General features: G+C 58.3%; 15 protein-coding genes. 9 read left to right on the top strand and 6 right to left on the bottom strand.

The window, feature by feature from the left end:
* Window positions 1–2: 2 nt before the first annotated feature.
* Together ACVDG9_RS14635 and ACVDG9_RS14640 are read right to left on the bottom strand one after the other, a co-directional pair.
* The gene (locus ACVDG9_RS14635) at window positions 3–1,187 is read right to left on the bottom strand and encodes a GNAT family N-acetyltransferase/peptidase C39 family protein (protein WP_023001095.1); all 1,185 of its coding nucleotides are present in this window, start codon (window positions 1,185–1,187) and stop codon (window positions 3–5) included.
* Between the two features lie 147 nt (window positions 1,188–1,334).
* Window positions 1,335–1,787 carry an Lrp/AsnC family transcriptional regulator gene (locus ACVDG9_RS14640; protein WP_031269318.1) on the bottom strand — a complete coding sequence of 151 codons (453 nt, stop codon included), beginning with the start codon at window positions 1,785–1,787 and terminating at the stop codon, window positions 1,335–1,337.
* Between the two features lie 135 nt (window positions 1,788–1,922).
* On the opposite strand from ACVDG9_RS14640, the gene ACVDG9_RS14645 reads away from it, so the two are divergent.
* Window positions 1,923–2,819 carry a DMT family transporter gene (locus tag ACVDG9_RS14645; protein ID WP_447238328.1) on the top strand — a complete coding sequence of 299 codons (897 nt, stop codon included), beginning with the start codon at window positions 1,923–1,925 and terminating at the stop codon, window positions 2,817–2,819.
* Here the strand turns inward: ACVDG9_RS14645 and ACVDG9_RS14650 are convergent.
* The 3 genes from ACVDG9_RS14650 to ACVDG9_RS14660 form a co-directional block, all read right to left on the bottom strand.
* Complete coding sequence (locus ACVDG9_RS14650) at window positions 2,814–4,604, bottom strand: B12-binding domain-containing radical SAM protein (protein ID WP_447238330.1); 1,791 nt, start codon at window positions 4,602–4,604, stop codon at window positions 2,814–2,816. The genes ACVDG9_RS14645 and ACVDG9_RS14650 overlap by 6 nt on opposite strands.
* 78 nt (window positions 4,605–4,682) lie before the next feature.
* A complete protein-coding gene (yidD, locus tag ACVDG9_RS14655; protein ID WP_447239032.1) occupies window positions 4,683–5,033 on the bottom strand; it encodes a membrane protein insertion efficiency factor YidD in 351 nt (116 codons plus the stop codon).
* A 17-nt stretch (window positions 5,034–5,050) separates the two neighbouring features.
* Window positions 5,051–5,503 (bottom strand): iron-sulfur cluster assembly scaffold protein, encoded by a 453-nt coding sequence (locus ACVDG9_RS14660; protein WP_023001091.1) that lies wholly within the window; start codon window positions 5,501–5,503, stop codon window positions 5,051–5,053.
* A gap of 288 nt (window positions 5,504–5,791) precedes the next feature.
* On the opposite strand from ACVDG9_RS14660, the gene folE reads away from it, so the two are divergent.
* The 8 genes from folE to ACVDG9_RS14700 all read left to right on the top strand — a co-directional run bounded on the left by folE (window position 5,792) and on the right by ACVDG9_RS14700 (window position 11,709).
* Window positions 5,792–6,427 carry a GTP cyclohydrolase I FolE gene (gene folE, locus ACVDG9_RS14665; RefSeq protein WP_023001090.1) on the top strand — a complete coding sequence of 212 codons (636 nt, stop codon included), beginning with the start codon at window positions 5,792–5,794 and terminating at the stop codon, window positions 6,425–6,427.
* 45 nt (window positions 6,428–6,472) lie between these two features.
* Window positions 6,473–6,928: a phosphoribosyl-AMP cyclohydrolase gene (hisI, locus tag ACVDG9_RS14670; RefSeq protein ID WP_031269315.1), complete on the top strand. Its 456-nt coding sequence runs from the start codon at window positions 6,473–6,475 to the stop codon at window positions 6,926–6,928.
* Between the two features lie 206 nt (window positions 6,929–7,134).
* Entirely contained in the window at window positions 7,135–7,290 is a 156-nt protein-coding gene (gene napE, locus ACVDG9_RS14675) for a periplasmic nitrate reductase, NapE protein (protein ID WP_023001088.1), read from the top strand.
* Between the two features lie 4 nt (window positions 7,291–7,294).
* Window positions 7,295–7,810: a ferredoxin-type protein NapF gene (napF, locus tag ACVDG9_RS14680; protein ID WP_447238331.1), complete on the top strand. Its 516-nt coding sequence runs from the start codon at window positions 7,295–7,297 to the stop codon at window positions 7,808–7,810.
* Window positions 7,807–8,091, top strand: a complete 285-nt coding sequence (locus ACVDG9_RS14685) for a chaperone NapD (RefSeq protein ID WP_228930151.1) — start codon at window positions 7,807–7,809, stop codon at window positions 8,089–8,091. Before napF ends, ACVDG9_RS14685 begins: the two co-directional genes overlap by 4 nt.
* Window positions 8,088–10,583 (top strand): periplasmic nitrate reductase subunit alpha, encoded by a 2,496-nt coding sequence (gene napA, locus ACVDG9_RS14690; protein WP_228867788.1) that lies wholly within the window; start codon window positions 8,088–8,090, stop codon window positions 10,581–10,583. Before ACVDG9_RS14685 ends, napA begins: the two co-directional genes overlap by 4 nt.
* Window positions 10,584–10,591: 8 nt before the next feature.
* The gene (locus tag ACVDG9_RS14695) at window positions 10,592–11,062 is read left to right on the top strand and encodes a nitrate reductase cytochrome c-type subunit (RefSeq protein ID WP_023001084.1); all 471 of its coding nucleotides are present in this window, start codon (window positions 10,592–10,594) and stop codon (window positions 11,060–11,062) included.
* Window positions 11,062–11,709, top strand: coding sequence for a cytochrome c3 family protein (locus ACVDG9_RS14700; RefSeq protein WP_031269311.1), 648 nt, complete (start codon window positions 11,062–11,064; stop codon window positions 11,707–11,709). The genes ACVDG9_RS14695 and ACVDG9_RS14700 overlap by 1 nt, the downstream gene beginning before the upstream one ends.
* A gap of 54 nt (window positions 11,710–11,763) precedes the next feature.
* Here ACVDG9_RS14700 and ACVDG9_RS14705 read toward each other — a convergent pair whose 3' ends face one another.
* Window positions 11,764–12,195: a CBS domain-containing protein gene (locus tag ACVDG9_RS14705; protein ID WP_023001082.1), complete on the bottom strand. Its 432-nt coding sequence runs from the start codon at window positions 12,193–12,195 to the stop codon at window positions 11,764–11,766.
* Window positions 12,196–12,234: the final 39 nt, after the last annotated feature.

Below are 12,234 nucleotides of genomic sequence, written 5' to 3' on the forward strand. Positions count from 1 at the left end.
GATCAGGCGTCCTTTCGTATCAGGATTTGGGCACGTACCGCGCTGCGGCCCCAGCGGGCCATGCGGTCGAATTCGGCAAAGGGAATGGGAAGATTTGCAGCATCTGCCGGACTTTCATGGCGCTCGCGCTCAAGCCACGGGTCATGAATGATGAGGTGGCGATCGTCCGCGTCATGCACAAGCACCCAATGCGGAACTTTCTGGCCGAACATGCGGTAGCCGGAAATGAGCACGATCGCGAGCGTACCGGCTGAAATCTCGGTCGCCAGTGCTGTTGCTTCCAAGGGGGTTTCCGAACGGGCAACACCAAGCTGCGCGGCTTCCGAGCGGTAGCCTTCCTGTACCAGGGTCAGAACCTTGCGCTTTTCCGGGTTCCGAACCGAATTGAGAAACAGGAGTTCGTCGGGAAACAGCCTGACCTCGACCGAAAGCCCGCGCCGCGCAAGCGCATTGGCCAGGCCGAAGGGACCGCAGCCGCCATGACCAGAGGCGAGATAGATTGTCGTTGCCTCCCGCCAGAGGGTAAGTTCCGTCAAGGGCTCTGCCGGAACCGACCGGTCGAAATGCCGGGCCGCCATCAGTGCACAGGCCGGGCCGCAGGTGAATTCGGTTGTCTGCGAGTAATACGGCGCGTTGCCGGTGCCCAGCACCGGACCATGGAGCAGCTTTTCCATGCGCAACGCTGCGCAGCCATCCTCGTAATAGGCCTCTACCCTGCCCAGCATCCGGTAGCCGCTGCGTTGATAGAGTGCGATGGCCGCCTCATTGTCCGCACGCACTTCAAGCCGCAGCACAATGCGATCGCTGTCGAAAGCGGCAACTTCGGACGCTTCCAGCAGCTTTGCGCCAAGCCCCTGCCCCCGGCAGGCCGGATCCACAGCAAGCGAATAGAGCCGCGCCAGCGCGGTTGCCTGGCGCAAGAGCAGCAGCGCGTACCCAACCAGTCCGTCTGGACCGATTGCGACCAAAAGGCGTGCGCGAGGGCTCTCCAGAAATCGCCTGAAGCTTCGCCGGGAAATGCGATCGCCGGCAAAGGCGGCGTTTTCAATGCGAAACAGCTCGGCGAGATCGCCGGGCTCGGCAGTGCGAATGAGAATATCCCCGGTTTCGGCCTGGGGCGAAGCCTTGTCCATGGTGCCTTGAAAGACCCAAAGGCCGGTGCGCCGCACCCGGTCTCCATCCAACATTGGCGACGGCCCTGAGGCAGTTTAGAGACTGCACGGACCGGTCGGCGGCCTTTGCGGAATACACCGATTTGCAGGTGCTGTCTTTGAGAATTTTCGTTGCGGCAACACATTTTGCATTCAGGCCTTAACGGCCCGGAAACACAGGCCTCAAGAGGCCTTCTCAGCCACAGCCAAGGGCGGCGGACGGCGGCGGATCGGCTGGGATTTGACAATCGAGGTGCTGGTTTCCGCCTTGTCCGAAATCCGGTCCAGAATTCCGTCGAGCTGATCGATGGAAGGAATGGCAAGTCGGGCGACGAAACAGTCTTCTCCCGTGACCTTGTCGCACTCGCAAAACTCTGGAATTTCCTGAATGAGTTGCTGCACGATATGCAGCTTTCCAGGCAGCGGTCGAATGCGCACGATCGCCTGCAGACTGTATCCAAGCACCTTCGGATCAATATCCACGGTAAAGCCGCGAATGACGCCGCGCTCCTGCAGACGGCGGATTCGCTCCGAAACACCGGGCGACGACAATCCCACGTGAGCGGCCAGGTCTTTCAACGACATGCGCGCGTCGTCAATCAAGGCTTCAACGATCTTGATATCCGTCTCATCCATCTTCATTTCGAAACACCAATCGGCAGATAAGCTTACATTTCACAAAACAATATCAGCTTCTGCTGATTTATCAAAAGTACGCGCATCCATCTCCTTGGCAGAATGAAGACCATCCTGAAACGCTTGGAGGCAACAATGGACAAGACATTGCGCGGCGCCACCGAAATGACCGCCGCCATGACCATTCTGGGAACGATAGGACTTTTCGTGGTCCTTTCCGGCCAGGGCGCCATCGACGTTGTGTTCTGGCGCTGCGCCTTCGGTGCGTTGGCGCTACTTGTCATCTGTTCTGCCCAGGGCCTACTCCGCCGGCACCTGACCCGGAAGAAACTGGCCGTTGCCGCCATAGGGGGCGTTGCCATCGTCGTGAACTGGGCAATGCTCTTCACTGCCTATTCCGAGGCATCCATCGGCGTGGCAACGGCTGTCTACAATACCCAGCCGTTCATCCTGGTCGGCTTCGGCATTCTGTTTCTGGGAGAAAGGATCACCGTCAACAAGCTCGGCTGGCTGGTCATTGCCTTTGCCGGTGTCCTGCTGATCGTCCAGGCAAAACCCGGCGCTGTCGAATATGCCGGTTCAAATTATGCACTCGGCATAGCACTCTCGCTCGGCGCTGCCTTTTTCTGGGCTGTCGCAGCCCTGCTGACCAAGAAGCTGACGGGAACGCCTCCACAGCTGATCGCTCTGGTACAGGTCTGTGTCGGCATCCTGATGCTTGCCCCCTTCGTCAGCTGGAACGCCCTGCCGGAAGGTACAATGGCCTGGGGTTCGCTTGTCACGCTTGGCGCCGTTCACACGGGGTTGATGTATATCCTCATGTATGGCGCCGTGCAGAAGCTGCCGACCTATCTGCAAGGTGCCTTTTCCTTCATTTATCCGGTGGTGGCGATCCTTGTCGACTATGTAGCCTTCGGCCATCAGCTGAAACCGCTGCAGCTTGTCGGAGCGGCTGCGATCATCATTGCCGCGATGGGCATGACCTTCGGCTGGCGGCTGCTTCGGCGCAAGGCTACGGCCTCTCCATCATAGGGCCGAAGCAGCCTTCGCCCTGTCTTTTCCGGCCTTCGAAAGCGCGGCATCGCGAAGCTGTTTGGCAACCGCTTCCGCGCCGCCGCGTGTTTCCCGGATCATCGCCAGATCCTCTTCTTCGCTCCGGTTCATGGGGGCAATGGCAAGATCGGAATACGTCCGCCTGCCAGGCGATGCCTTAACCCTGCGGTAGATCCGGTAAACCCGCCAGACGGCAGATAGATAGACCCAATGTTTGGCGACGATTTCGGCAAGATACTGCGGATAGAACACCAGCGGATTTTCAAGCGGCAGCCCACCGCGTCGGTCTGTGCGGAATTTCAGGCGAAAATAACCGCCCTCCAGCGGATGAACACCTTCGCGTTCGACCATCAGCTTGAACCACATCATCAGGAACAATTTGTTGCCCGGTCGCCCCTTGCGGTGCGCCGCGGCTCTGCGCAGCACCGTTTCGATGTGACCATCCGAATAGTAGCTTGCCCAGGCCTGCCGGTAGGCCTCCTCCCAATCCTCATCGCTCATTTTCGGGTGATGGCTCACCCGGTGATTGAGATCGTACTTGTTGAGGTCTGGATCCATCCAGATGCCTTTGCTTAAAAGCACCTTGTGATCTTCGGATCCCGGAAGCGGCGTCAGATAAAAGAACTCGAGCAGATCGAGCGGAAGCTCCTTTTTGATGATCTCGACATCATGCAGGACCGACTCCTTGGTATCCCCCGGAAAACCGATGATGTAACCGGCATAGGTGGTTGCCCCGTGGGTCCGCCATTTCTGCAGCATCTCCCGGTATTCGGTAATCTTGTTCTGCCGCTTCTTTGCGGCCATGAGATTGTCCGGATTGATGTTTTCCAGCCCGATGAAGACCCGGTTGACCCCTGCCCGCGTCGCTTTCTCGATGAAACCGTCAATTCGGTGACAGAGCGTGTCCACCTGGATGATGAACTTGATGTCGAAACTCTCCTGCTCCCTAAGCTGAATCAGCCGGTCGAACAGCGGCTCCCATTCCCGGTTGCGGGCGAAATTGTCGTCGGTGATGAAAAAACGGTCGATCCCCTGTGCAACGTTATCGCGAATGATCTGCTCCAGATCGTCGGCGGAACGAAACCGGCTTTTGCGACCTTGCACGTTGATGATGGTGCAGAAGGAACACTGGAACGGGCAACCGCGGCCAAGATCGAAGCTGGAATGCGATCCGGCCGTGAAGCGAATGTGCCGGGTGGGCAGGATCGGGGTCGGCTCGCCCTCCAGCGACGGCAAGTCCGCCATGAAATTGTAAAGCGGCTTCAGATCGTCGGAAAAGGCATCGCGGAAGACAGCGTCCAACCGCCCGTCCTCGGCCTCACCAGCAAAATAGACGACACCTTCCTTTTGCAACCGAACCATCTCTTCCGGCATTTCATCCAGCATGGATATGCAGCCGGAGACATGAAATCCGCCGATGGCAACCGGCAGACCAAGACCGAGAAACCTGCGGGCAAGGTCGGTCGCCCGGGGAAACTGGTTTGACTGAACCCCGACCAGCGCGATCAGGGCCTTTCCGCCTGCTTTTCGGATATCCCGGGCGATCTTTTCCGGACGAACCCGCTTGTTGGTTTCATCGTAAGTGTGAAGATGGATGCGGACATCCTTCCCAAGAACCTGACGGTTGCGGGCCGCTTCTGCGAGCCCGTTCAGGCTGGCGAGCGTGTTGGAAGGAATTGCAGAGCGAAGCCACTGGATCGGATAACCGTCGTCGTCGTAATGGGTCGGCTTGATCATCACGAAATGGAAGTCGCGTCCGCTCATTCTTCCCTCCGCCTTCTGGCATGAGAGGCAAGCGTTGCACCAACCTGACGTTGGGTCAATAACAGATCGGATGAGCGATTAGTCCAGACGATGTTCCGGCGGTATGTGCTTGCCGGTCCAATGACCGTAACGCCAGGGCAAAAACCAGTGCGCATCTGGCGGCAAGGTATCGGGAACCGGGTCAAAACCGGAGGAGCCCCAGGGATTACACCGAAGAACCCGGGACAAGCCAACCCACCCCCCGGCCCAAAAGCCGAAGCGGCGAATGGATTGCTCGGTGTAATCGGAGCAAGTCGGCGCGTAGCGGCAGGTGCGCCCCATGAAGAGCGACAGGGAATGGCGGTAAAGCCAGATAAGCCCAATCGCTGCATATCCGATTGGTGACAATCGGCCATCCGGCTTTCGCGGTTCGTTTTGGCAAGAACACATGGAACGCAGAACTGCGGTCACGCGACCGCACTGTCTTCCTTGGCTTTTGCCTCGATCTGGTCGAGCGCGTCGACAACGGCATCAAATGTCAGAAGCGTAGAGGCATGGCGCGCCTTGTATTCGCGGACCGGTTCCAGAAACTTCAGGTCTTCGAAGCGGCCTGTGGGGGCCTCGCCGCCTTCCTTCAACATGGCGCGCATGGTCTGTTGCACTTCGCGCAACTCATCTGCGCGCGCGCCGATGATATTTCGAGCCATGATTGACGAAGACGCCTGGCCAAGCGCGCAGGCTTTGACGTCGTGAGCAAAATCCGTGACGACGCCGTCCTTCATGGAAAGGTCGACAATGACGGTGGAGCCACACAATTTGGAATGAGCTTTTGCGCTTGCGTCCGGATGCTCGAGACGGCCGATCCGCGGGATATTTCCGGCGAATTCAAGGATCTTCGCGTTATAAATGTCGTCGAGCATAACTCGCCTCTTCGTGAATGCCTGTGATGCGCGACACATTGATGGCGCACTGCTTTCATATATATACATCAGACGCCACGGCAAATTCGCAAGGGGCAGAGTGGTCGCAGTTGGTCTTTCGCATGACGTTTGCACGCTAGAAACCGGCTCCTCCCGCTCAGAAACTGTGCGTTCGCTTTTTGCCTGGAGTATGATAAGGGTCCGCGGCTTGAAAAGCCCGAACCTTCTGATCTGTGCACCAGCGGGCGCCGTATGACGAGTGACAAGGGTAAAATTGCGAGGATCCCCATGGACGCTGTCCTCAAGCCGGTAGAAAAAACCTTCGAAAGAAAGTCGCCGGATCAGTTGCATCGGCCAAGCCGTGAAGAAGCGGAAGCTGCAGTGCGCACGCTTCTGGCCTGGACCGGCGACGACCCGGACCGCGAAGGTCTGGTGGAAACACCGAAGCGCGTGGTCAAGGCACTGAGCCAGCTTTACAGTGGCTACTTCGAAGATCCGGCAGAGCATCTTGCAAGGACGTTCGAAGATGTTGGCGGCTACAAGGATATCGTCCTTGTGCGCGGCATCCCGTTCCATTCCCATTGCGAACACCACATGCTGCCTTTCATCGGCGAAGCTCATATCGCCTATTACCCGGCAGAAGGCGTCGTTGGTCTTTCCAAACTGGCACGCGTTGTCGACATCTACGCCAAGCGTCTGCAAACGCAGGAAAACTTGACTGCGCAGATCGCATCGGTCATTGACGACGCTCTGGCCCCGCGTGGCCTGGCCGTGATGCTGGAAGCCGAACACCAGTGCATGACCATGCGCGGTGTCCAGAAACCCGGTGTTTCCACGATCACCACCCAGTTCACCGGCGTATTCCAGGACGATCCAGCCGAACAGGCGAAATTCATGTCTCTGGTACGCGGCAAGGGTCTTTGAGTTTTCAGCCCTTGCGTTATCAATGACGACAAGGGCTTTCCTCCCATGTGCAATACCCACCTGACTGAGCGCGGCGACAAGGCAACGGTCGAAAACGGCGATCTGATGATGCCGAAGTTTGACCGGGACGGCCTGATTGTGGCTGTCGTCACCGATGTGGCGTCAGGCGAAGTGCTCATGGTTGGCTACATGAACGCCGAGGCCCTGAAGCGGACGATCGAGACCGGCGAGGCCTGGTACTGGAGCCGTTCGCGCCAGAGCTTCTGGAAGAAGGGCGAAACCTCCGGCCAGATCCAGACCGTGCATGAAATCCTGACCGATTGCGACCAGGACGCCCTGGTCCTGAAGGTTTCGGTTGCCGGCAATGGCGCAACCTGCCATGTGGGATATCGCTCTTGTTTTTATCGTAAAACCATCAAAGGTGACGATGGGTCTGTGCGTCTGGAGCGGGTGGAAACCGAGAGGGTCTATGATCCCGATGAAGTTTACGGCAAGGGTTGAGCCCGGCAGTAGAGCCACCAGCCTTGAGCGAGGCTTATCCGCAAGCCATTGAAACATATTAACTTTCGAATTCTTGAAACAAAATTTTAAGTAGTATCCCGTATATCTCCACCCTCTCTCTTGTGCCTAAGTTTCCACTAGGCGCGAACAACAAGATCAAAATCCCGTGCCTGATTCCCTATCGACCGCAAGCTGAGGGAGAGGCTATGGCGGACAACACTGTTCCAAGCAAACGGGACGAACGGATTGCGTTCATCCTGTTGGCCGTTTTGCTTGCCCCGGCGCTTTCCGTCGCAATTGTTGGCGGCTACGGCTTTATCATCTGGATGTCACAGCTGGTCCTTGGGCCGCCGACGGGCTGATGCCATGTCTCCCGACCCTCATTTTTCGGCCAGCCGCAGAGCATTCCTGAAACTGCCCAGCCAACCGGAGATCCAGAGACTTCGCCCACCCTGGACGGACGAAGCCCTGGTTGCCGCACGTTGCACAAGCTGTAACGCCTGCAGCGAAGCTTGCCCCGAGTCCATCTTGAGGCCGGACGACACCGGGAAGCCGGAAGTTGTCTTCGACGGCGGCGAATGTACTTTCTGCGGCAAATGCGCAGATGCCTGCGCACAGGACGTCTTTGACACGAAACGCACGCCAGCCTGGCCGATGAAGGCTGAATTTCAGCCGGGATGCCTGCAGGATCATGGCATTGCCTGCCAGGTGTGCCGGGATATCTGCCCCACTTCGGCAATTCGAATAGATCTCACCAAACGCCCCTTTGGCCGGCTTCGCATCGAAACAGATGCCTGCACGGGCTGCGGAGCCTGTCTCCCAGTCTGTCCGCAGGATGCACTGGCCATTGTCCATCCCAAAGAGGATGCCCAGACAGCATGAGCACAACAGTCCACATAGCCAGTCTTCTCGTTCATGCGCGGACAGAGGCGATATCCGATGTCGAGCGGGACATTCTTACGCTCGGCGGCGCCGAGATCGCCCATTCCGATGATCAGGGACGCCTGATCGTGACACTGGAAACCGCGAACGAAGCGGAAATCGTACAGGCCCTCACGGATATCCAGCTGCTCACCGGCGTTGTGAGCGCATCCCTTGTTTACCACCAGACAGACGGTGCGCCCGAGGCGGCACCGACCTCCCTTCAAGGAGACACACAATGAGCGGAATAAGCAGACGTGATGTCATCAAGGCGCAGGCTGTGGCGGCCGCCGCCGCGGCAGCGGGACTACCCGTGCCTGCAGCCGCACAGAACCTTGTTACCCATGCGCATCTGACCGACCTGAAGTGGTCCAAGGCTGCCTGCCGATTCTGCGGCACCGGCTGCTCCATCATGGTCGCGACCAAGGCAGGACGCGTGGTGGCGACCCACGGCGACGCTGAAGCGGAGGTGAACCGTGGTCTCAACTGCGTCAAGGGCTACTTCCTGTCGAAGATCATGTACGGCAAGGACAGGCTGACGACACCGCTCCTGCGCAAGAAGAACGGCAAGTTCGACAAGGACGGCGACTTCGAACCGGTGTCCTGGGACGAAGCGTTCGACATCATGGCCGAGAAATGGAAGGCGACACTGAAGGCCAAGGGCCCGAAGGCTGTCGGCATGTTCGGCTCGGGCCAATGGACGGTCTGGGAGGGGTATGCGGCTTCCAAGCTGATGAAGGCTGGCTTCCGCTCCAACAATATCGACCCCAATGCTCGCCACTGCATGGCGTCTGCGGTCGTCGGGTTCATCCGTGCCTTCGGCATTGACGAGCCCATGGGCTGCTACGACGACTTTGAAAACGCCGACGCCTTTGTGCTCTGGGGCTCCAACATGGCCGAGATGCACCCGATCCTGTGGACCAGGATCGCCGACCGGCGCCTCAGCCATCCCCATGTCAAGGTTGCCGTGCTTTCCACCTTCGAACATCGCAGCTTCGATCTGGCGGACATTCCCGGCGTATTCGTTCCCCAGACGGACCTGATCATCGCCAACTATATTGCGAACCACATCATCCAGTCCGGCGCGGTCAACGAGGAGTTCGTGTCAAACCACGTCAATTTCCGGAAGGGCGCACAGGACATCGGCTATGGCTTGCGACCGGAAAATCCGCTTGAAGCTGCTGCAGCGAATGCCGGCAGTGGCGATTCCGAGCCGATGTCTCTCGAGGAATTCGCCGAATTCGTGAAACCCTATACTCTGGATTTTGCAGCGGAGAAGTCCGGAGTTTCAAAGGAGCGGCTTCAGCAGATCGCTGAGCTTTACGCAGATCCGGACACCAAGGTGATGTCCCTTTGGACCATGGGCGTCAACCAGCATACCCGCGGTGTGTGGATGAACAACCTCATCTACAATATCCACCTGTTGACCGGTAAAATTGCCCAGCCCGGCAATTCCCCCTTCTCCCTGACCGGCCAGCCGTCTGCCTGCGGCACCGCCCGCGAAGTCGGCACCTTCGCTCACCGTCTACCTGCGGACCTCGTGGTTTCAAATCCGGAGCACCGGGCAACAGCCGAAAAGATCTGGAAACTGCCGGCAGGAACCGTTCCTGAATGGATTGGTGCACATGCCGTTCTGCAGAACCGGAAACTCAAGGACGGCGAAATCAACTGCTACTGGGTGCAGGTCAACAACAACATGCAGGCCGCCCCGAACATGATGGAAGAAGGCCTGCCCGGATATCGCAATCCGGAAAACTTCATCGTCGTTTCCGATGCCTACCCGACTGTGACGGCAGAAGCCGCCGACCTTGTGCTGCCAACCGCAATGTGGGTGGAAAAGGAAGGTGCCTACGGCAACGCCGAGCGCCGCACCCAGTTCTGGCACCAGCTCGTCGACGCACCGGAAGGGGCGATGTCCGACCTGTGGCAGCTGGTTGAGTTTTCCAAACGTTTCACAACAGACGAGGTCTGGCCGCCCGAGCTTCTGGCCGACAATCCCGATTACAAGGGAAAGACGCTGTACGAGGTTCTGTTCGAAAACGGCAACGTCAACGCCTTCCCCAACAGCGAGCGGGCGGAAGACTACGAAAACCGCGAATCCGACGAGTTCGGCTTCTACATCCAGAAAGGCCTGTTTGAGGAATACGCCCAGTTCGGCCGCGGACACGGCCACGACCTGGCGGATTTCGACACTTACCACCAGGTGCGCGGGCTCCGTTGGCCCGTGGTGGACGGCAAGGAAACCCGCTGGCGCTACAACGGCAAATACGACCCATATGTGAAAGAGGGAGCCGCGTTCGACTTTTACGGAAAACCGGACGGCAAGGCGGTCGCCTTCGCCCTGCCCTTTGAACCGCCCGCGGAAAGCCCGGATGAGGAGTATCCCTTCTGGCTGTCCACCGGCCGGGTTCTGGAGCACTGGCACTCCGGATCGATGACGCAGCGCGTGCCTGAACTCTACAAGGCCGTGCCCGATGCCCTCTGCTACATGCATCCGGACGATGCCGAGGCTCTAGGTTTGAGGCGCGGTGCGGAAGTGCGCATCAAATCCAGACGTGGGGAAATTCTTACCCGCGTCGAAACCAGAGGCCGCAACAAACCGCCCAAGGGGCTGATTTTCGTGCCCTGGTTCGATGCCCGCCAGTTGATCAACAAGGTCACGCTGGACGCGACCGATCCGCTGTCGAAGCAGACCGATTTCAAGAAATGCGCCGTGCGCGTAGAAGCAGTGTGAGGTGAGCCATGAAACGCTTTGCAATCGGCCTTGCCTGCGCCGCCCTGTTGGTTGCCGCAGCTGCCGCAGCCGCCCAGGAACACATCGCCACCATGCGCCCCGCAACGCCGTTGGCGGAAAACGGGACGCCTGCCCCCATGCCAAAGCCGGTGAACTCCGACATTCGCCAGGTGCGGAACTATCCCGAGCAGCCACCGCTGATCCCTCACACGATCGAGGGCTATCAGATCGACAAGAACTCCAACAAGTGCCTGAGCTGTCATTCCCGTACAGCCATTGAAGTCAGCCAGGCGCCAATGGTGTCGATCACGCATTTCATGAACCGGGACAACCAGTTCCTGGCGTCCGTCACACCCCGGCGGTACTTCTGCAATCAGTGCCACGTGCCGCAGACCGACGCCCGGCCTCTGGTCGAGAACGACTTTGTCGATGTCGATGAAGTGCTCGAATATGTGAAATCCAAAGAGGGGGCCAAATGATGCTGGCCTTCCTCAAAAGGCTCTGGACCACCATCCGCCGCCCGAGCGTGCACTACAGCCTCGGCTTTCTGACCCTCGGCGGCTTCATCATGGGCATAATTTTCTGGGGTGGTTTCAACACCGCGCTGGAGTTAACCAATACCGAGAAGTTCTGCACGGGCTGTCACGAGATGCGCGACAACGTCTTTGCCGAGCTTAAAACGACAATCCACTACTCCAACCGCTCGGGCGTGAGAGCCACGTGCCCGGATTGTCATGTCCCCCATGAATGGACAGACAAGATCGCCCGCAAGATGCAGGCCTCAAAAGAGGTATGGGGCAAGATTTTCGGGACGATCAATACGCGGGAAAAGTTTCTGGAACACCGGCTTGAACTGGCCCAGCACGAATGGGCCCGGCTCAAAGCGAACAATTCGCTGGAATGCCGCAACTGCCATTCCGCCGATTCCATGGACATAACCCGTCAGAGCGGAAGGGCCTCGGAGGCGCACCAACGGTTCCTGTTCACGGGTGAAAAGACCTGCATCGATTGCCACAAGGGCATTGCACATCGCTTGCCGGACATGTCCCAGTCGGCATGGCACGGGGAAAAACCCGAAAAGATGCTGAAGGAAGCCACCGCGTTTCTGGCAACACGGCAAGATTGATAAATCACACGTCGAAACAAAAAGGCTGGCTGACAAGCCAGCCTTTTTTTCACGTCAGGCCATCGTAATGTAGCTGCGCATCTGCTCGGCTTCGAGTTCAACCTGCGCAATCTTGAACTTCACGACGTCGCCGATGGAGATCACACCGGTCAGTTTGCCGTCCTTCACGACCGGCATATGGCGGAACCTGCCCTGTGTCATGCGAGCCATGACTTCGTTGATGTTGTTCTCTTCGGAGCAGGTAACCACGTTCTTGGTCATGACACCGGAAACCGGTGTTTTCAGCGCCGACACGCCTTGCGTACCGACCACGCGAACGATGTCCCGCTCTGACACAATGCCGTCAACGGCACCTTCCTTGTCGGAAACGACCACGGCACCGATCTTGTGTTTTGCCAGGGTTTCACAAATTTCGCTGAGCAACGCGTCGCTGCGCGCTGTGATAATATCGTGGCCTTTCCCACTCAGGATAGCGGCTACGGTCATTCAATCACCTCCCATGGCATCAATCGGTCCGTTTTACCG

This window comes from Roseibium sp. RP-7 (assembly GCF_053005225.1).

Bases quoted from the DNA above. Each gene is read 5' to 3' on its own strand.
- ACVDG9_RS14635 (WP_023001095.1), bottom strand. From the start codon at position 1,187: ATGTTGGATGGAGACCGGGTGCGGCGCACCGGCCTTTGGGTCTTTCAA.
- ACVDG9_RS14640 (WP_031269318.1), bottom strand. From the start codon at position 1,787: ATGGATGAGACGGATATCAAGATCGTTGAAGCCTTGATTGACGACGCG.
- ACVDG9_RS14645 (WP_447238328.1), top strand. From the start codon at position 1,923: ATGGACAAGACATTGCGCGGCGCCACCGAAATGACCGCCGCCATGACC.
- ACVDG9_RS14650 (WP_447238330.1), bottom strand. From the start codon at position 4,604: ATGAGCGGACGCGACTTCCATTTCGTGATGATCAAGCCGACCCATTAC.
- yidD (WP_447239032.1), bottom strand. From the start codon at position 5,033: ATGTGTTCTTGCCAAAACGAACCGCGAAAGCCGGATGGCCGATTGTCA.
- ACVDG9_RS14660 (WP_023001091.1), bottom strand. From the start codon at position 5,503: ATGCTCGACGACATTTATAACGCGAAGATCCTTGAATTCGCCGGAAAT.
- folE (WP_023001090.1), top strand. From the start codon at position 5,792: ATGGACGCTGTCCTCAAGCCGGTAGAAAAAACCTTCGAAAGAAAGTCG.
- hisI (WP_031269315.1), top strand. From the start codon at position 6,473: ATGTGCAATACCCACCTGACTGAGCGCGGCGACAAGGCAACGGTCGAA.
- napE (WP_023001088.1), top strand. From the start codon at position 7,135: ATGGCGGACAACACTGTTCCAAGCAAACGGGACGAACGGATTGCGTTC.
- napF (WP_447238331.1), top strand. From the start codon at position 7,295: ATGTCTCCCGACCCTCATTTTTCGGCCAGCCGCAGAGCATTCCTGAAA.
- ACVDG9_RS14685 (WP_228930151.1), top strand. From the start codon at position 7,807: ATGAGCACAACAGTCCACATAGCCAGTCTTCTCGTTCATGCGCGGACA.
- napA (WP_228867788.1), top strand. From the start codon at position 8,088: ATGAGCGGAATAAGCAGACGTGATGTCATCAAGGCGCAGGCTGTGGCG.
- ACVDG9_RS14695 (WP_023001084.1), top strand. From the start codon at position 10,592: ATGAAACGCTTTGCAATCGGCCTTGCCTGCGCCGCCCTGTTGGTTGCC.
- ACVDG9_RS14700 (WP_031269311.1), top strand. From the start codon at position 11,062: ATGCTGGCCTTCCTCAAAAGGCTCTGGACCACCATCCGCCGCCCGAGC.
- ACVDG9_RS14705 (WP_023001082.1), bottom strand. From the start codon at position 12,195: ATGACCGTAGCCGCTATCCTGAGTGGGAAAGGCCACGATATTATCACA.